This is a genomic window from Alistipes sp. D31t1_170403_E11 (assembly GCF_015553985.1).
In the GTDB taxonomy this organism is placed as follows: Bacteria; Bacteroidota; Bacteroidia; order Bacteroidales; family Rikenellaceae; genus Alistipes; species Alistipes montrealensis.
In genome coordinates, this window is the sequence record NZ_JADNHQ010000001.1 from 566,062 (window position 1) to 585,634 (window position 19,573).

The following is a 19,573-nucleotide window of genomic DNA, read 5'->3' on the forward strand; positions in this document are numbered from 1 at the left end:
AAGCGATTTTAGCGGGGACGAACGGTAGTCGAGATACCGGCAGCGAGTCCACAGGTCACCGTGTAACGCGCACCCTCCTGCAGCTCGTTGAAGAAGCAGTCCTCCGAGCTGGGGAAAGCCGAACGGAACTTGCCGAGAGCGCTCTTGGCATGCTCCATATACTCCGAATCGCTCGGCAGCAGCTCGACGGCTTTGGCCATCGTATCGTATGCGGCCCAGTAGGTAGCCAGACCGGCAAAACCGCTGCACGAACCGGCCGACGATGCGTAGCACTGCGCCAGGATGAAGTAAGGAACACCGTCCTCGGGATTGAGGTCGCGGGCCTGGCGTGCAGCATTGGCAGAACCCGGAAGGTCATTGGACACAAGGCCGACCAGTGCGATGCGCACAAGCAGTTTCTGACGCTCGGCGGGGTCCGTCTCAACGGCCAACGCTTCGTTCAGGTAAGTCTTGGCCTTCACATAGTCCTTCTTGTTCTGGAAAGCCTGGGCCAGGAACATCGCCGTCTCCGACGACGGTTTCACCTGGTAGTATTTCTCAGCGAGCGAAAAGTAGAAATCACCGTCGCACTTGGCACGCGACATCAGGGCCACGGCCTGCGAAAGCAGCGCCTCGTCGTCAGGAGCAGCAGCCAGCTTGCCGCGGAAAAGTTTCTCCAGGTTCTCGCAGCTTGCGGCGCCGCTCAATCCGAATGCAGCATCGAACTGGCTCTTATACTCGGCGGCAGCGGGATTTTTCTCGAAGAACGGCGTCAGGCGATCGTACTCGGCGATGATCTCGTCGGGCATCACCTCGTCGGTATTTTTGTAGTCGTCGCAAAGATTCGAGAAATAAGCCACGACAGTCTCGGGATCGGTGTTGTCGCCACCGGCTTCGATAGCCGCGCGGAACGCCTCACGGATGCCTTTACGGTCGCTGGGCTTATACATCAGGTACTCGCGGGCCTTGCGGTCGAGGATATACGGCGTGCCGTACTTTTCATGATCGCCGAAATACTGGTTGCGAAGATCGTAAACGATCATCAGCGAGTCGGTGTACATGTTCTTCTCGTCGATGCTCTTGGCGCGGGCGATCTTGTTCTTGTAAAGCGTGATACCGCGCACGAAAGTGTTCTGCGAGGCCTTCGGGCACTTGTCGAGCAGCTCTTTGAGGTAATGTGCGGCGGCATTGTAATCCTTGTTGTCGAGCGACTCCTTGAGGAAATTGCTGTTCAGGATATTCTGCTCCCGCTCCTGAGGAGTATCACCCCAGACCGCGTACTTCGGATCACTGAAATCTTGCTGTGCCATCGCCGCGACTGCAAAAAGCGCACACGCAGCAGAAAGCAGGAATTTAACGTTTTTCATCGGTCAGATCAATTTTTGTGTTGTCTATCTTAAGTGTTTTGCCTGTCTCATCAATCGAACTTGGAGCGCATGAACCAATATTCGCCGTTCTCCAACTGCCCTGCAAAGAGCGTAAAGCCGACCGCAAATTTGAAATACTGCTGCCGGACCAATCCCACACGTTCGGCGACGTTATAGCCGCGGCGTCCGTATTCGATACCGATATCGATCGCCGAAAAGGCTCCGCGCCTCACGGGAATACCGATACCCGCCGTCACGGCATACTGTGCGAGCTTATCGCCGTTGAAGGTCTGGTTATAGGTCCCGTAGCGGAAACCCGCACGGTAGGACCAGCGCTTCAGGAAGTGGCGCGCATCGTAACGGTTCGGGGTGTATTCCACACCCATCTTGATCGTACTCGTATTGGTATACGCCACTTTGTAAGCCGTCGTGTTCTCCCCGCTGCCGCTGGTTCCCGTCATCTCGTAGCCCGAGTTGCGGCCGCCCCAGTTCTGGTAGGCGTAATCCACACCGAGGGCCCACCGGCCCGTCTGGTAGAAGACACCCACAGCCAACTGCGTAGGAAGTACCAGTTTCAGGTGCGTCGTATCGCCCTTGACGATCGTATTGTAGAGGTCCCCGATATAGAGGCTTTTGGTCACCTCCGGATTCAGGTCGCCGCCGAAATCATACGTCGCACCGACGGTCAGGATGCGCTTTTGATTCCAAATCGCATTCCATTGCACACCGAGTTGCCCCTTGATGCTCGAAATACTGTAATTGTCCTGTCCCACCGTCGAGGTGAAGGTTCCTTCGCCGGTAATTGCAGTCGGGGTCATCACGAACGTACGGTCGATGTCGCCCCAGTAGTACTGCGCGGCGATACCCACTGAGAAATTCTTGAACGGCTCCCAGCCCAGGCCGACCTTGACCTCCGTTACGTCGCCCTCGCCCTGGTAGTTGTACTGAATGTTACCCACCTCGGAGTAAACCGGGTCGTTGGGGTCGAACGGGTGGTAATACTTGGTCCGGTAACCCACCGAACTGTAAGGCGTGAGACTGAAACCGAGTCCCAGCCGCTTTGCCACGGGCATCTGGAACGCGATGTCGTGGAAGTTGAACGTATTGTAAGCCGTTCGTTTCCCGACGCCTTCGACCGTCTGCGCATTGTAGTAGTTCTGCCCCTCCAATCCGAAGTTGAAGAGGAAACTCTTTTGCGGAGCGGCGCTGTAAGCCGCAGGGTTGAGCAGGTTGATCGTGCTCACCGAACGCATAGCTACACCCACGCCGCCCATCGAGCGCATCTGCAGCGTACCGGGGGTGTTCTGTTCGCCGATGCCGTACATCGTATAGGGCGAGAATGCGTTAATACTGCTTGTCTGGGCCGAAACGGCAAAAGGAAACATCGCTGCAGCCGCGACAACCAGCTTAATTAAGGTGTTCTTCACTTGCATTGTACTCTAAAATTCGATCCAATCCGCAAAAGACCAGATTACAATTTGCAAATATCGTATTTTTAATTCTTTTCACAAAGTATTTCGCGTCTCCTCCGGTAAAAATAACACACAAATCGTCGATTTTCGCCTCCATGCGGGCCATATAGCCCTCGATTTCGAAGGCCAGCGAGTTCATTACCCCCAGGCGGATGGCCTCTTCGGTGGTGAGTCCCTGCAATTCGTCGCTTTCGGTCGGCCCGCACAACGGCAGCTTGGCCGTATAGTCGTGCAAGGCCCGGAAACGGGTTTTCATCCCCGGCGAGATGCACCCGCCGCGGAAGGTATTGTCGGCCGTTACCAGATCGATCGTGACCGCCGTACCGAAATCGACGATCAGCACGTTACGCCCCGGATAGAGCACCGTAGCGCCCACGGCGGCGGCCAGCCGGTCACGCCCCAGCGTTTCGGGCGTAAGGTAGGCATTGCCGATCGGCACGGGGGTCTGCGAGGTGAATTCCAGCACGTAATCGGCGCGCGAACGGACCATCTCCGTCACGTCGTCCGCTTCGCCGCGCGTCGAGGCGACAACGGCTTTCGCGGCCCTGCGGCCCTCCAGCAATTCGTCGAGCATCGACGGATGCAACCGCTCCACGCAGTGCTGGGCAACAATCTTCCCGCCGTCGGAAACGGCCAGTTTGACAAGGGTATTGCCTATGTCTACGATCAGATTCAAAGTTGCTGCAGCGTTTTATATGCGTCTTCCACGTCTTTGACATTCCTAACGGTCATCGCCAAACTATTATTGTGCTGTTTCAGCACAAATCTGTCGGGGTGTTTCGTAACCCGCTGCAACAACGTCATAAAGGCTTCGCTCTTGTAAAACGGCGAATTTTCCTCACCCACGAAATGCACGATCATCAGGCCGTTTTTGACCTTCACGCGCTCCATGCCCAGGCGGATAGCCTCCCACCTGAGGCGCACGACGTTCAACAGTTCCTTCGCGGCACGCGGCAGGGGACCGAAACGGTCTGCAAGACGGCTCTCAAAGGCCTGCAAAGCCTCTTCGTCTTTCGTGGAATCGAGTTCGCGGTAGAGTTTCAGACGCTCGGCCTGCTGGGCCACATAGGCGTCCGGCAGCGCCGCCTCGACCTCGATGTCGATATGCGCGTCGTCGATGAAACGCATCTGCTCCACGACCTCCTGTTCATCGTCGCTCAGGCCCGGAACATGCAAGCCCTCGGCACGCAGTTCGGCGACGGCCTCGTTCATGATCTTCTGGTAGGTCTCGAACCCGATGTCGGCGATAAATCCGCTCTGCTCGGCCCCCAGCAGGTTGCCTGCGCCCCGGATGTCCAGATCCTGCATGGCGATGTTGAAACCGGAACCCAGGTCGGAGAACTCCTCGATGGCCCGCAGTCGCCTCCGCGCATCGGACGACAGCATCTCCTCGGGCGGCGAGAGCAGGTAGCAGTAGGCCTTCTGGTTCGAACGCCCCACGCGGCCGCGCAACTGGTGCAAATCGCTCAGACCGAAATTCTGCGCATTGTCGACAATGATCGTATTGGCATTGGGGATATCGATGCCGTTCTCGACGATAGTCGTCGACACCAGCACATCGAACTCCCCGTAGATGAAGTCCATGATGAGTTTTTCCAACTGCTCGGCGGGCATCTTGCCGTGCCCCACGGCCACACGGGCCTTCGGACAGAGGCGCGTGATCAGCCCCTGCAACGTCACGAGGTCTTCGACACGGTTATGGACGAAATAGACCTGTCCGCCCCGCGCGAGTTCCGCCTCGATGGCGTCGCGGATAATCTCCTCCGAGAAGGCGTGCGACTCGGTGAGGATCGGCTGACGGTTGGGCGGCGGCGTAGATATGACGGACAAATCGCGGGAACCCATCAGCGAGAATTGCAGCGTACGCGGGATCGGCGTAGCGGTCAGCGTCAGCGTATCGACCGAGACGCTCATCTGCGTGAGTTTCTCCTTGGCCGCAACACCGAACTTCTGCTCTTCGTCGATGATAAGCAACCCCAGGTCGCGGAAAGCGATCTGCTTGCCCAGCATCTTGTGCGTGCCGATCAGGATGTCGATCCGGCCCGAAGCCAGCTCCTCGCGGATACGGTTGACCTCTTTGGCCGATTTCGTCCGGTTGATATACTCCACCCGTACCGGGAAATCGCGCAGGCGCTCGGTAAAAGAACGGTAATGCTGCAACGCGAGGATCGTCGTCGGAACCAGCACAGCGACCTGCTTGCCGTCGACGGCGGCCTTGAACGCCGCACGGATCGCCACCTCGGTTTTTCCGAAGCCCACGTCGCCGCACACCAGCCGGTCCATCGGCTGGTCCGACTCCATGTCCTTCTTGACGGCCGCCGTGGCGGACTGCTGGTCGGGGGTATCCTCCCAGCGGAACGAAGCCTCCAGTTCGTGCTGCAAATAGCTGTCGTGCGAGAAAGCGAACCCCTTCGAGGCTTTGCGCTTGGCATAGAGGGCGATCAGCTCGCGCGAAATATCCTTAACGGCCTTCTTGGTGGCATTCTTGAGTTTCTGCCAGGCCCCGTTGCCCAGTTTATAGACCTTCGGCGGTTCGCCGTCGCCCGACTTGTAGCGCGAAATGCGGTGAAGCGAGTGGACGTTGACAAACAGCACGTCGCCGTCCTTGTAGACCAGTTTGATCGCCTCCTGCATCCGGCCGTCGCCCGCGGCGATCTTCACCAGTCCGTCGAAGCGGCCCACGCCGTGGTCGATGTGGACCACGTAGTCGCCCGGACGCAACTGGTTGAGTTCGGCGACGGTCATCTGCTCGTCGCGCCGGATTTCGCCGTTAATGCGGTAACGCTGGTAACGGTCGAAAATCTGGTGGTCGGTGTAAAGGCACAGTTTTAGGTCGTTGTCCACGAATCCCTCGTGCAGGGTCGTCGACAGCGACCGCACGACGGCCTGCCCGCGGCCGATCTGGTGGAAGATATTTTCGAGACGCTCGACCTGCGCCTTGTTCTCCGAAAGTATATAAGTATCGTAGCCGCGCAGCGCATTGCGGATCATATCGTCGGCCAGCATCTCGAAATTCTTGTTAAATTTCGGCTGGGGAGCTGTCGAGAACTTTACATTCACCTCCGCAGGCCGCTCCGGAAGGTTGTCGCGCAGGGTGAAAATCCGACTTTCGGACAGGTCGTTCAACAACGAGTTGCGGCTCGTAAGCAGCGAGTCGATCTCCTCGGGATGCTCCATGTCCGAGAGCGTCTTGCGGCGGATATCGTTGACCCTGCGCAGGACGAAATCGGCATCGTAAAACCAATAGGAAGCGTCCGCCCCCGCAAACCGGGCGAAGGAGACCTTCGCCGAAGCGGGAATTCCGGCGTTCAGGTCGGGAATGATCTCGACCCGGTCGAGTTTATCCGACGAAAGCTGGCTCGAAATGTTGAACCGGCGGATCGAGTCGACCTCGTCGCCGAAGAAATCGAGTCGGTAGGGCTTGCTCTCCGAGAAGGAAAAGACATCGACGATACCGCCGCGCACTGAATACTGACCGGGCTCGTAAACGAAATCAACGCGCGTGAAAGCCGCATCGACGAGCGCCTGTTCGAGCACTTCGATCGAGATTTTATCGCCGATCTTTACGGCGATCGTCTCCCGCCGCAGGGCTTCGGCGTCGGCGACCCGTTCGGCCAGCGCCTCCGGACAGGTGCAGACCACCAGGTAGCCCTTCCCGGAAAACCCACGCACGGCCTGCATCGTCGCCGTACGCTGCACGACACCCTGCGCGTCCTCGGCTCCGTAAGCCGCCGAACGTTTGTAGGACGACGGAAAAAAGTAAACCTGCTTCTCATCCAGCAGGTTATAGAAATCGTTGAGCAAATAGGCTGCGGCATCGCGGTCCTCGGCAACGAAAACGTGCACGCCCCCGGATTCCGCTACGGCAGCCGCGGCATAAAACGAAAGAGCACCGCCGACCAACTCTTCGAGGTGGACGGTAGCACTCCTGTTTTTGTATTCGCGGCACAGTTTGCCGAGGGCTTTCGACCCGGCAGCGAACTGCGCCAGTTGCTCACGGGCTGTTGCCATAGCTTATTTCTGAATCAGGTCGTTATCCTTCTTATCGTGGTAATGCACCTCTACGATGCCGACACTCTGATCCTCGCTGATCTGCAGACGCACCTTGTATTTCCACTCCCAACGGCGGCGCAGCGACCAGAAACCCTTTCGGAGGAACGCCGCCACATAAGGACTGACGACCAGTTTGATAAACTTATGTCCGCGATCCTGCGTAAGGAAAGAAATCTGGTTCTCGATCTTCTTATCCAGCAGCACCGTAGGTTCGATCTTACCCGTACCGTTACACGTCGGGCAAACGTCCGAAACACTCTCGACGGCCACGGGACGCACCCGCTGGCGGGTAATCTGCATCAGGCCGAACTTCGTGAGCGGCAGCACCGTGTGCTTGGCCTTGTCGTCGGCCATCAGCTTCACCATTTCGTCGAACAGCGCCTGCTTGTTCTGCGCCTTGTGCAGGTCGATGAAGTCGATGATGACGATACCGCCCAAATCGCGCAGGCGCAACTGGCGGGCGATCTCCTTCGCCGCAGCGAGGTTCACATCCATGGCGGTCTGCTCCTGGTTGTCCTCGGCCTTGGTACGGTTGCCCGAGTTCACGTCGATGACGTTCATGGCCTCCGTGTGTTCGATGATCAGGTAGGCGCCGCGCTTGAGCGACACATACTTGGCGAACAGCGACTTGATCTGCTTCGAAATATCGAAATTATCGAAAATGGGCACGTTGCCCCTGTACAACTTGACGATCTTCTCCTTCTCGGGGTCGATCTGGCGGATGTAACTGCGAATCTCCTCGTACATCGCCTCGTCGTCGACGGCAATCTGTGAGAAAGAACCGTTCAGCGAGTCGCGGATGATCGTATTGGCACGGTTCATTTCGCTCATCAACTGCGCCGGGGCCGCGCTTTTCTTGATCGCCGCGCAGGTTTTGCGCCAACGGTCGATCTGGGTCTGAATGTCGTGTTCGATATCCTCGTCCTTGGCCTCCATAGCCGCCGTACGGATAATGACGCCGAAATTCTTGGGCAGCACCGCCGCAGCGATACGTTTCAGGCGCTTTTTCTCGTCCGTCGAGCGGATTTTCTGCGAAAGGAAAACCTTCGAGGTGAAGGGAACCAGCACGACATTGCGGCCGGCCAGCGAAATGTCGGCCGTCAGGCGCGGTCCCTTGGTCGAGATGGCCTCTTTGGCCACCTGAACCATGATCTGCTGCCCAACCTGGAGGTATTCGCCGATCTTCCCCGTCTTCTCGACGGCGGCTTCGAGCTTCATGCTCTCGACCCTCAGGCCCCGTTTTCCGGGCTGCTGCGAGGCGACGAGTTTCTGCAACGAAGGAAACTGCGGCCCCAGGTCGAGGTAGTGGATAAAGGCATCTTTTTCGTGCCCTATGTTGACGAACGCCGCGTTCAGGCCCGGCATGATCTTACGAACCTTCCCGAGGTAGATATCCCCTACGGCGAATCCCGTCTGGCACTGCTCCTTGTTGAGCTCGACGAGCACCTTATCCTCGCACATGGCGATGGATATTTCGGTCGGGTTTACATTTACAATTAATTCTTTGTTCATCTATCGTGTGTCGCGCACCGGGGAGCCGGGCGCGGTCTGCTGAAATTAGTACTGAGCCGCATTTTGCTGTGAAGTGGCGGCGAACTCCAAAGGGAAAATGGATGCCGGGGAAGGCCGGCTGAACGCAGGGAATCCGGCGTCCGGAAAACCTGCGAAAAGGGCGGAAAATCCGCCTGAAAAATCGGAAACCCGAAAACAGGTAAAGCTAAAAGAACCCCTGGGCCCCTTTAGCTTTATCTATCGTTAGCACGAAGGTGCTACCCTACTTTTTCTTATGGCGGTTCTTACGAAGACGTTTTTTCCGCTTGTGGGTAGCCATCTTGTGACGCTTATGCTTCTTTCCGTTTGGCATAGTCCTTAAATTTTAGAGGTTCTTGATTTATCCGTTATTTCACCTTCGCCGCAAAGCTCTTGGCGGGCTTGAAAGCGGGGATGTTGTGCTCGGGAATGGTAATTGTCGTGTTCTTCGAGATGTTGCGGGCAACCTTCTTGGCACGCTTCTTCACGATGAAGCTGCCGAAGCCACGGAGATACACGTTGTTCTTCTGGGTGAGCGACGTCTTGATGCTGTCCATGAAAGCCTCGACGATAGCCTGCACCTGCACCTTCTCAACGCCGGTGCTCTTAGCGATTTCGCTTACGATATCTGCCTTTGTCATGTTTATATTGTATTTAAAATTAAGTTCATCCAAATGATTCGGACTGCAAATATACGCTTTATTTACATATCCGCCAACAATCGGCTATTTTTTTTCATTTTTTTCCGGCAACCGTGTAGTTTGCAGGTTCACAATGTGATAACAAACATCGGGCAAAACCCGGGCCAAAATTAAAATATTCTATATCAGTTGTTTATTCGGGAGAGCAAAACGCCTGCCAAAACCGTGTCCGGCAATATGACCGCAGGGCGGATAAATATCTAATTCGAGCCAAGCCACGTCAGGCGATGCCAGAGGCTTTCCAGCGGCCCCTGCCGGTGGTTGCGCAGCCACCGGCGGCAAAAAGCCACCTGCAAAACGAAGACCGCAAGGCCGACGAGCAGGCTCAGCGTATATCCGCACCGGGAAGCGAGGCCCAAGCCGAAGGGAAAGAAGATCAAAGCCCCGGCGACGGACTGTACGATATAATTCGTAAGACTCATGCGCCCGTAAAAACGCAGGCTGTCGGTCGCCCGGCGGAAACGGGCCGTCCGGTAGAGCAGCACGAACGAAGCCACGAGCACGGCCGTGAAGGCGAACTTCTGCCACATGTCCAGCACCGTCGCAGCCATACGGGCCGCCGTTGCTTCGCCGAAAATCCCGTGCAGGGCCTGGAGCGGCACGAAGGCAACGGCCCCGACGATCAGCGTCCGCACCCAGAAGCGCACATTCGCCGCCGAATCGAGGAACAGCCCCCGGCGGCCGAGCAGCAATCCCAGCAGGAAAAGGCCCGCCGTCTGGCTGTACCGTCCGGCATTCACAGCCCACAGCAGGCTGGCTTTCTGCCCGAGGGTGACATTTCCGGCAACAAACTGCCAGAAACTACCGTCCTTCGTATAGGCCGCAACCTCGCCGTACATGGCCCCGACGCCCAAATCGGGCGGAGCGAAACCCGTGTCAACCAACGCGCGGAAGCAGTTGTACCATTCGACGGGCTGCAACAGGAACAACAGCGCCAGGATCAGCACGGTCCGGTCATTCAAACGCCGGACAACGAAAAGCACGACCCCGACGATGCTGAACAGCAGCAGCACGTCCCCGGCGGGAAAGAAGGCGGCATTGAGCGTGGCAAAACCCGCCAGCAGCAATAACCGCCAGAGGAACCTCCATCCGAAGTCCTCCCCGCGGCTCCGCCGGGAGGCGTATTGCAGGTGGAAAGTGAAACCGAACAGCAATGCGAAGATCGCATAGGCCTTGCCCGCGAAAAGGGCGAATACGACGGCGAAAACACCGTCGTCGAGGGCGGCGAGCCAGGCGGGAGACGAAGCCGGATAAACCGGAAAGATAAAGTGTTCGAGGCTGTGTACCAGCAGGATCGCCATCACGGCAAAGCCGCGCAGGGCATCCACCGCGTCGATACGGGACTTTTCTGTTTTAAGCACGATTGTCGTCATTTTGTCATTTATCGGAGTAAAGATAGTATTTAATCGGCGGCCGGGCCAATAAACCGTGCGGTTTTTGCGTTTGATAATAAAATCACTAATTTTGTAAACTCTAAATCCGAATAACGGTATGGTCAAAATACTCTGGGTCGACGACGAAGTCGAACTGCTCAAACCCCACGTGCTGTTCCTGCAGCAGAAAGGGTACGAAGTGGACACCTGCAACAATGGATACGACGCGATCGACATGGCCTCCGAAGGAGCCTACGATTTGATCATCCTCGACGAAATGATGCCCGGCATGACGGGGCTCGAAACCCTTCCCAAGATCAAGGAGGTGCGTCCTACGACGCCCGTGATCATGGTCACCAAGAGCGAAGAGGAGAACATCATGGACAAGGCCGTGGGATCGAAAATCGCCGACTACCTCATCAAACCCGTCAATCCCAACCAGGTGCTGCTTTCGATCAAGAAGAACGTACACCAGCAGCAGCTCGTGACCGAGCAGACGACGGCCGACTACCGTTCGGAGTTCGGACGCATCTCGTCCTCGCTGCAAATGGCCGATACGTTCCAGGACTGGTGTGCGCTCTACCGCAAACTCACCACCTGGGAGGTCGAACTGTCGGAATCCACCGACCAGAGCATCCAGGAGGTGCTGACCTACCAGAAAAGCGAAGCCAACCAGGAATTCTGCAAATTCGTACGCCGCAATTACTACAACTGGATCAACAAGCGCTCCGACGACACCCCCGTGATGTCGCACACGCTCATGCGCACCAACATTTTCCCCGTTGCCGACGAAAACGAGAAAACCACGCTGCTGCTGATCGACAACTTCCGCTACGACCAGTGGCGGTCGATCTCGTCGCTGCTGAGGGGTTACTACGACGTGGCACTGGACGATTTCTACTGCGCCATCCTGCCCACGGCCACGCAGTATGCCCGCAACGCCGTCTTCGCAGGACTGATGCCGCTCGCGATCGACAAACTGATGCCCAACAAATGGCTCAACGACAACGAGGAGGGCGGCAAGAACCAGTACGAAGAGGAATTCCTCAAGCGACTGATGGCCCAGAACGGCAAAAACTGGAAGTTCTCGTTCGACAAACTGGTGCGCGCCGAGCAGGGCCGTAAACTGGTCGACAATATACAAAAGGTCTACGACGCCGATTTCTCGGTCATCGTCTACAACTTCCTCGACATCCTCTCGCACGCACGTACCGAAACCGATGTCATCCGCGAACTCACCGAGGACGATGCGGCGTTCCGCTCGCTGACGCGCTCGTGGTTCGAACACTCGGACCTCTTCACCATCCTCAAGCTGCTGTCCGAGCGGGGGCACACCGTCGTCATCACTTCGGACCACGGCACGATCCGCGTAGACAACCCGGTGAAGGTTACCGGCGACCGCGAGACCTCGGCCAATCTGCGCTACAAGACGGGCCGCAACCTGGCCTACAACTCCCGCGAGGTCTACGAAATCCTGAAACCCGAGGACGTGCAACTGCCGTCGAGCAACCTCACGTCGAGTTACATCTTCGCCTACAACACCGATTTCCTGGTCTACAACAACGATGCGAACCGCCACATCCGCTACTACCGCAACACGTTCCAGCACGGCGGTATTTCGATGGAGGAGATGATCGTACCGTATATCGTTTTAAAGCCTAAGCAATAAATGAAAACCATTCACATCACCTCGCAGGACGAACTCCCGCAGGTCGCCGGGGCGATCATCCGGTCATTGGGCCGCCGTACGGTGGTCGCCTTACGCGGCGAGATGGGCGCCGGAAAAACTACGCTCATCCGCGAAATCGCAGCCCAGCTCGGGGCTACGGACACCGTGACCAGCCCCACTTTCGCCATCGTCAACCAGTACAAGGGCGAAGGCAACCGGCGTATCCACCACTTCGATTTCTACCGCATCAATGACCTGCGCGAAGCCTTCGACTTCGGCTACGAGGAGTATTTCTACTCCGGAGACCTATGCCTGGTGGAGTGGCCCGAAAAGATCGAGCAACTGCTTCCGGACAACGTGATGACGGTGCGCATCACCGTCGACAGCGACACGGCACGGACTTTCGAGATCGACTAAACGCCTCTCCGATGAGCGAATTCCGCATCGCTTTCTGCATCATCTGCCACAAATACACGCCGGTTTTGCAGGAACTCATCGACAGGCTGTCGGTCCCGGGCAACGGGATTTTCGTACATGTGGACCGCAAAGCCCGGATGAAGGATTTCGCCGCTCTGAGCGGCAAAGTCCGCTTCGTAACGCCCCGCATCGACATCCGCTGGGGCGACTACGGCCAGATATGCTGCATGCGGCGGCTCTACGAAGCGACACGCAGCGGCGACTACCGCTATATTGTCCTGCTGTCGGGCGACACCCTGCCGCTGTATGATATGACGTATATCCGGGAATTCCTGGCCGCAAGCTACGCCCGAAACACGGAGTTCGTGGCCATGCAATCCCACCTGAACCTCGAAGAGTTCTACGGGAAGGTCCGCACGGCGCACTACGTTCCCGTCCTGCGCTGGGGCGGAAAACGGAGCCTGCGCGAAAAACTCAAGATCAAATACGCCAAGCATTTCCGCCCGGCGCGCACCCGCTCTTCGGAAAGGTCCCGCCCCTGGAAAAAGGGTGCAACTGGATCACGATCACCGACCGCCTGCGCGACTACGCGCTCGAATACGCCCGGACACATCCCGATTACAACCGGTTCTTCCGCTACACGTCGTGCGGCGACGAAATCTATTTCCACACAATCCTGGGCAGTTCGCCGCTGGCCGGGAACAACACCCGCCAGTCGCTGATGTTCGCCGACTGGAACGTGCCCATCGGCCCGAAAGTCCTCGACAATACGGACATCGACCGATTGGCCGCACTGCACATAACACCGGGGGGGGGAGGACGCAGCCCTACCTCTTCGCGCGCAAAATCGCCGACGACATCGACCTCGTCAGATTCCGGAAAGCAGTCCTCGGCGAATGAGTACCCGCCGGTGAAAACACACCTGCATGACGGCCCGATTCGGGCCGTCATGTTCATTTTACACAGACGAGGAAGGCCCGGATGTTGTCCGCATCGGAAAAAACACTATCTTTGCCGAACATAAAACCCGCTCAGACAGGCAGCATCCCGGCAAAACAAACTGCGTCCGGTTCTGCACCCGGCCTGCGCTATCTCTGCGGTAACCGGATTCCCAGCCATGAAAAAAACAGTCAAAATCGCAGGCATCGTCCTGTTTTCACTCATCGGATTGCTCGTAATTCTCTTTCTGCTGGCCCGTTTCGCCTTCCGCGAAAAAGCCGTCGATTACCTGACCGGCCTGCAAAAACAGCAGCGCACGGAGTTACTGCGCAAGGCCGGTCCCTACGCTGCCGAGCCGGACGCCGACTACCGTTTCACGTATATACAGGATACTGTCCGGGCCCGGGAAATCCGCGACTATTTCCGCCTCGACACACTGGTCGACCCGGCGGCCACGACCTGGGACAACACCCTCGCGCTGGCAACCTTCGTCGCCGAAAATATCCCCCACGCCAACCAGGAAATCTACCCCGAGGTGTGCAACGCCACCCGTTTGTGGGAGTATACCCGCACGGTGGAACCGGCCTTCAACTGCCGCCTGCACTCGATCCTTCTCCACGAACTCCTGCTCGCTTCAGGCATCACGAACCGCTTCGTCACCTGCCTTCCGGCCGATTCGCTCGACTCGGACTGCCATGTGGTGAACATCGCCTGGCTGCCCGAGCGGCAGAAATGGGCCATGATCGACTCCGACATGCAGTCCTACGTCACCTCGCCCGAGGGTGAAGTGCTCTCGCTCGAAGAGATGCGACAGCGCACCATCGACGAAAAACCGATGGTCGTCCACCGGCTCCTCGGGACCCGCAACGCTGAAAACTACCTCTCTTACTGGGCCAAGAACCTCTACTGGTTCGTCTGCTGGGAAGAGACCGGATACGATAAGGAGGTCGAATACGAAGGCCGCGCCATCAAACTGCTGCCCGCGGGATTCGACGGATTCAAGAGTGCCGATGCCGTCCGGACCTCCGACGCAGCCCGTTTCTGGGCCGCGCCCGACACCGATACTACATTATAACTCATAACGTCACCATGCAGGAATACACTTCGCAACAACACCAGATTCTACGTCCCGCCGAGCAGATTTACGCCGTCATCAGCCGCTTCGACAACCTCACGCCGGCCGTTGCCGACCGCGTCGAGGAGTGGCAGGCCACCGAGGACACCTGTTCGTTCAAAGCCAAAGGATTCACCGTCCGCCTCCGCATGGAGGAACGCGTCGAGCCGCGCCATGTCAAGATCGTGGGCGACGACGGAGGAGTACCCGTGGACTTCGCCTTCTGGATTCAACTCCACAAGGTTTCGGATACCGACACCCGCATGCGGCTGGTGCTGCATATCGAGTTAAACATGATGATGAAAATGATGATCGGCAGCAAGTTGCAAGGCGCCATCGACCAGATTGCCGAGGGCATCGCCAAGGCGATGAACGCCGCTCCGCAGGTTTAGAAGGGCAATTATCCCGGACCAGCCTGTTGTATTCATACAAAACAGAGCGAAATTTTCGGCTGAGAATCATCCGCCGCAAGGCCCGCGCCGCAGGTTTTTGCGCGGCATAGCGCGCACCTTGAATCCGCCGCGACAGCGGCCTAAAATAACCGATACGGCATGAAACCGACCGACTACATCGCTTCGCTGCTCAAACCGTCCCGCAGCCCGGAAGAGGAATCTGCGGCATACAACTTCGACCAGGTCAGCAGTTACTTCTACAACAGCCCGACCCGGGACGACGCCTTCCAGACCATCGACGCCGAAACGACCGCGGACCTCGACCTGAACGCCGTGTTCGAGAAAATCGACCGCACGACCTCCAAAGTCGGCCAGCAATATCTCTACGCCCGGCTGCGAACGCTCCGGGGCGAGGAAGATGCACGGGATTTCGACCGCCGGACGGAGATTTTCGAACAGGACGAAGCGTTGACGCAGCGGTGCGAGAAACACCTCTCGCGCCTCTCGAACGAAGACGCCTACGATTTCCAGCGGCTGATTTTCGAGACCCCGGTCAAAGTCCGCCGCATCGGGTTGGTCTACACGCTGACCGCCGTCGCCATAGTCTCGCCGCTGCTCGCTCCCTTCTACCCGCTGCTGCTCCTGCTTTTCATCGCGGTTTACGCCGTCAACGTGGTGATTCACTACGGCAACAAAATCAACATCACCCGCTACGCCTTTGCGGTCCGGCAACTCGCCGCCGCCCTGAAAACAGCCCGCTATCTCGCGTCGGAGCAGGTTCCCGGCTCGGACGAGGCCACACAGCCGATCCGGCAGGTCGCCGAAGTCGAGCGGCGCAGCCGCATCGTCGGCACACAGGGTGATGGAGGCAACGACTTCGCGGCCATCGTCTGGCTGGTGATAGAACTGGTGAAGATCGCCTTCAACATCGAAGTCATCCTTTTCCACCGCTTCATCGGCAGTATCACGGCCCACCGCGACGCCATCCACGACCTGTTCCGGTTTATCGGCGAGACCGATGCGGCCATTTCAGTCATGCGCCTGCGCCGCGAAGCGCCGACCTGCCGCCCGGCATTCGTCGAAGGCAAATACCTCGAAGCCGTACAGGTCGTTCACCCGCTCATCGCCGACTGCGTGCCCAACACCCTGACGCTCGACGGCACGGGGCTGCTGCTCACCGGGTCGAACATGTCGGGCAAAACCACCTTCGTCCGCACGGTGATGCTCAACGCCCTGCTCGGGGAGACGATCTGCACCTGCTTCGCCGAGGGTTTCACAATCCCTTACATGCGGCTCTACTCCTCGATCCGCATCTCCGACGACATTTCGGAAGGTACGAGTTACTACCTGCAGGAGGTGCTCACCGTCAAGCGCCTGCTCGAAGCCGCGGAGCAACCGGCGCCGTGCCTTTTCGTACTCGACGAACTGTTCAAGGGGACGAACACCACCGAACGCATCGCGGCCGGCAAAGCCGTACTCGCACACCTCAACCGGGGGCCGCACATCGTACTGGCGGCCACGCACGACATCGAACTGGCGGAACTGCTGCGCGGCGACGGCTACGAGCTGCACCATTTCCGCGAGGAGGTGGCCGACGGGCAACTGGTCTTCGACTACCAACTGCACACCGGGCCACTCACCACACGCAACGCCATCCGCATCCTGGAGTTGTACGACTACCCGCCCGGACTGATCGCCGAGGCCTACGACACACAGGAAAAGCTCCTCGGCAGGAGCAATATGCCTATCTGACAGACAAAAGGTTGTCATCCCCGCCTCATCCAGAACCTAAGGCGCGCAAAACCCGGTTTCGCCCCGGGTCAGATCCGCGGCTTCTGCAACATGCGGATCACCAGCGAGGCGGCGTAGATCAGCAGCGCGTAAATCAGCGATATGAACGATACCTTCAAGCCGCCGGCAACCAGCGTCAAAGGGACATCGCCTACCTGCTGCACGACCTCGGTAGCATTGAACATCCCTTTTAACTGCCAGATCAGGTCGGTCACCAACACCAGCAGGCCGATCTCCTTGACCCATGCCGGAGCTTTCCACGCGGCAAACAACAGACAAATCAATTCCACGGTCAGGATCGACATGATCCATGTTCCGCCCTGAAGAAACAAATCGAACATAACGCAAAAGTTTTAAATCATTGCGGGATTATTCCCGTATTGCAAAGATACGCCGCAAAGCCGCCGTACAGCGAAAAAACAGGCCGTCGAATCCTGCTGTTACCCGGTCGAATCCCTCCGATCGGCCCCGGAAGCATTTTTTACGGAGCCGGGCAATGACACCGAGGGCAGAATTTACCTATATTTGTAGAAACGGATTCTTCGGATGAAACAGTTTCTGCCCATCGCCTGGTGGCTCGCGGCCACACTCGTCATCGCCCTCGTACTCACCGGGCTGGGGTATCTTTTCGCCGATGCCCTGTTGCTCGGTGTATTGTTCCTGCCCGGCATGCTCGCGGCCCGCTACTTCGTGCCGCAACTGTCGTTCGAAAAACGCGGACAGGGAATCCTCAACGCCGTCTACCTCGCGCTGGCGATCCTCGGCATCGAATACCTCTCGCTCATACTGGGCCATGCGCTGGTGCTCGGGGCCGGCGAGGGCGAAATGCCGGGGCTGCTGCTTAACCCGCCCTTTATCCTGCTGATACTGACAGCATTCATCGCCCCGGAAATGGTTCTCGAAAACTACCTCGAACGCTGTCAGCCTTACGCCCCTTCGATCAGTTTCGTCTCCGACCGCCGGAAAATCACACTCGACCCTGCCGAAATCCTTTACATCGAATCAAACGACGACGAGGTATGGATTCATACCGCCACCGGCGACGCCTACCGGACCAAAACCCGTATTTCGCAATGGGAAGCGCAGCTGGACAGCCGCTTCCTGCGCATCCACCGCTCTTTTATCGTCAACACGGCGCGCCTCGGCAACTGCCGCCCGGCACACGTGGAGATCGGCGGGACGACGATCGAAATCTCGCGCAAATACCGGGAAGCCGTACGCCGCCGGCTCAAAACCGCCGCGGAGGCGTAGCCCGCAGCACGAAATTTGCCATACGGGAAATATAGCCAACACATGCGGCATTCCGGCCATTGCCCGGCAGTCGCAAAACGGCGATCTTTATACCATAAAATATTGCCCTGGGCAACCGGAGCCATCAAATACGGGAAGCTATGAAAAAGTATGATGCCATCATCATCGGCTTCGGCAAAGGAGGCAAGACCCTCGCCGCCGAACTGGCCGGACACGACTGGAGCGTCGCCATGGTCGAACGCTCGGATAAAATGTACGGGGGAACCTGCATCAACGTCGGCTGCATACCGACCAAGGCGCTGATCCACAGCGCCGGGCTCGCAGCCGCAGGTCATCCGCTCACCTTCGAACAGCGCCGGGCCTACTACAAGGAGGCCGTCGCCGCAAAGACCGCGCTCGTCGGCCTGCTCCGCGACAAAAACTTCCACAAACTGGCCGACGATCCCCATATCGACGTTTACACGGGCGAAGGGCGGTTCCTCTCGCCGGAAACCGTAGAGGTGAAGAGCGCCGACGGAAGCGTGCAGATCGGCGCAAAACGAATCGTCATCAACACCGGAGCCGAAACGGTGCTTCCGCCCATTGCCGGAATCACCGGAAGCAAACGCGTCCACACCAGTACGTCGATCCTGGAACTCGACGAACTGCCCCACCGGCTGGTCATCGTCGGCGGCGGGTATATCGGGCTGGAATTCGCGTCGATGTACGCCTCCTTCGGCTCGGAGGTCACGGTGCTCGAAGGGTTCCCGGAGCTGATTCCGCGCGAGGACCGCGACATCGCGCAGGCCGTCCGCGAGGTGCTGGAGAAGAAGGGCGTCTCGTTCCGGATGAACGTCAAGGTGGAGTCCTTCCGCGACACGGCGGAAGGCGTCAGCGTCGCTGTTTCGCAGGACGGCGCAGCGTCCCTGATCGAAGCCGACGCCGTGCTGCTGGCCACGGGCCGCAAACCCGCCACCGCAGGGCTGAACCTCGAAGCGGCCGGAGTCAAAACCAACGACCGCGGAGCGATCGTCGTGGACGAACACCTGCACACCACGGCCCCGAATATCTACGCCATCGGCGACGTGACGGGCGGGCTGCAATTCACCTACGTTTCGCTCGACGACTACCGGATCATCCGGGACGAACTGTTCGGCGACGGAGCGCGCACCACGGCTAACCGCGGCCCGATCCCCTATTCGGTCTTCATCGAACCGCCACTCTCGCACGTCGGCATGCACGAAGAGGAGGCCCGCAAGGCAGGCCGCAATATCCGGGTCCGGAAAATCGCCGTCGCCGCATTCCCCCGGGCCCGCATCCTGGGCTCGGCCGAAGGGGTCCTCAAAGCGGTGATCGACGCCGACAACGACCTGATCCTGGGCTGCACGCTTTTCGGGGCCGAATCGAGCGAAGTCATCAACACCGTAGCGCTGGCCATGAAACAAGGCGTCACGGCACACGAGTTGAGCAACTCCGTCTACACGCATCCGAGCATGAGCGAATCGCTCAACGACCTGTTCGCCTAAAAGGCCGAAACAACAAACAA

The 19,573-nt window shown here is 58.2% G+C and carries 16 protein-coding genes; 8 read left to right on the forward strand and 8 right to left on the reverse strand.

What is annotated here, in order from left to right; all coding sequences use genetic code 11:
* Window positions 1-8 precede the first annotated feature (8 nt).
* The 7 genes from I2E69_RS02195 to I2E69_RS02225 form a co-directional block, all read right to left on the reverse strand.
* The gene (locus I2E69_RS02195; RefSeq protein ID WP_195458509.1) at window positions 9-1,346 is read right to left on the reverse strand and encodes a tetratricopeptide repeat protein; all 1,338 of its coding nucleotides are present in this window, start codon (window positions 1,344-1,346) and stop codon (window positions 9-11) included.
* Between the two features lie 50 nt (window positions 1,347-1,396).
* A complete protein-coding gene (locus I2E69_RS02200; RefSeq protein WP_229095330.1) occupies window positions 1,397-2,779 on the reverse strand; it encodes an OmpP1/FadL family transporter in 1,383 nt (460 codons plus the stop codon).
* Window positions 2,754-3,494, reverse strand: a complete 741-nt coding sequence (locus I2E69_RS02205) for a type III pantothenate kinase (RefSeq protein WP_195458510.1) — start codon at window positions 3,492-3,494, stop codon at window positions 2,754-2,756. The genes I2E69_RS02200 and I2E69_RS02205 overlap by 26 nt, the downstream gene beginning before the upstream one ends.
* Window positions 3,491-6,829 (reverse strand): transcription-repair coupling factor, encoded by a 3,339-nt coding sequence (gene mfd, locus I2E69_RS02210; protein WP_195458511.1) that lies wholly within the window; start codon window positions 6,827-6,829, stop codon window positions 3,491-3,493. The genes I2E69_RS02205 and mfd overlap by 4 nt, the downstream gene beginning before the upstream one ends.
* A 3-nt stretch (window positions 6,830-6,832) precedes the next feature.
* Complete coding sequence (locus I2E69_RS02215) at window positions 6,833-8,383, reverse strand: Rne/Rng family ribonuclease (protein WP_195458512.1); 1,551 nt, start codon at window positions 8,381-8,383, stop codon at window positions 6,833-6,835.
* A 386-nt stretch (window positions 8,384-8,769) separates the two neighbouring features.
* Window positions 8,770-9,042 (reverse strand): HU family DNA-binding protein, encoded by a 273-nt coding sequence (locus I2E69_RS02220; protein WP_019149670.1) that lies wholly within the window; start codon window positions 9,040-9,042, stop codon window positions 8,770-8,772.
* A gap of 260 nt (window positions 9,043-9,302) precedes the next feature.
* Window positions 9,303-10,466: a DUF418 domain-containing protein gene (locus I2E69_RS02225; RefSeq protein WP_410489091.1), complete on the reverse strand. Its 1,164-nt coding sequence runs from the start codon at window positions 10,464-10,466 to the stop codon at window positions 9,303-9,305.
* 127 nt (window positions 10,467-10,593) lie between these two features.
* Here I2E69_RS02225 and I2E69_RS02230 point away from each other — a divergent pair, with 127 nt between their 5' ends.
* The 6 genes from I2E69_RS02230 (at window position 10,594) to I2E69_RS02255 (ending at window position 16,758) form a co-directional block, all read left to right on the forward strand.
* Window positions 10,594-12,144: a response regulator gene (locus tag I2E69_RS02230; protein WP_195458514.1), complete on the forward strand. Its 1,551-nt coding sequence runs from the start codon at window positions 10,594-10,596 to the stop codon at window positions 12,142-12,144.
* Complete coding sequence (gene tsaE / locus I2E69_RS02235) at window positions 12,145-12,561, forward strand: tRNA (adenosine(37)-N6)-threonylcarbamoyltransferase complex ATPase subunit type 1 TsaE (protein ID WP_195458515.1); 417 nt, start codon at window positions 12,145-12,147, stop codon at window positions 12,559-12,561.
* A gap of 11 nt (window positions 12,562-12,572) precedes the next feature.
* Complete coding sequence (locus I2E69_RS02240) at window positions 12,573-13,283, forward strand: beta-1,6-N-acetylglucosaminyltransferase (protein WP_195458516.1); 711 nt, start codon at window positions 12,573-12,575, stop codon at window positions 13,281-13,283.
* 395 nt (window positions 13,284-13,678) lie between these two features.
* Window positions 13,679-14,575: a transglutaminase domain-containing protein gene (locus I2E69_RS02245; protein WP_195458517.1), complete on the forward strand. Its 897-nt coding sequence runs from the start codon at window positions 13,679-13,681 to the stop codon at window positions 14,573-14,575.
* 14 nt (window positions 14,576-14,589) lie between these two features.
* Complete coding sequence (locus I2E69_RS02250; RefSeq protein WP_195458518.1) at window positions 14,590-15,006, forward strand: SRPBCC domain-containing protein; 417 nt, start codon at window positions 14,590-14,592, stop codon at window positions 15,004-15,006.
* Window positions 15,007-15,165: 159 nt separating this feature from the next.
* Window positions 15,166-16,758, forward strand: a complete 1,593-nt coding sequence (locus tag I2E69_RS02255; protein ID WP_195458519.1) for a MutS-related protein — start codon at window positions 15,166-15,168, stop codon at window positions 16,756-16,758.
* 68 nt (window positions 16,759-16,826) lie between these two features.
* On the opposite strand, the gene I2E69_RS02260 is transcribed toward I2E69_RS02255, so the two are convergent.
* Window positions 16,827-17,138: a hypothetical protein gene (locus I2E69_RS02260; protein WP_195458520.1), complete on the reverse strand. Its 312-nt coding sequence runs from the start codon at window positions 17,136-17,138 to the stop codon at window positions 16,827-16,829.
* Window positions 17,139-17,343: 205 nt separating this feature from the next.
* Here I2E69_RS02260 and I2E69_RS02265 point away from each other — a divergent pair, with 205 nt between their 5' ends.
* Together I2E69_RS02265 and I2E69_RS02270 are read left to right on the forward strand one after the other, a co-directional pair.
* A complete protein-coding gene (locus I2E69_RS02265) occupies window positions 17,344-18,048 on the forward strand; it encodes a LytTR family DNA-binding domain-containing protein (protein ID WP_195458521.1) in 705 nt (234 codons plus the stop codon).
* Window positions 18,049-18,188: 140 nt separating this feature from the next.
* Window positions 18,189-19,553, forward strand: coding sequence for an FAD-dependent oxidoreductase (locus tag I2E69_RS02270; protein WP_195458522.1), 1,365 nt, complete (start codon window positions 18,189-18,191; stop codon window positions 19,551-19,553).
* The last annotated feature ends 20 nt before the right edge of the window (window positions 19,554-19,573 follow it).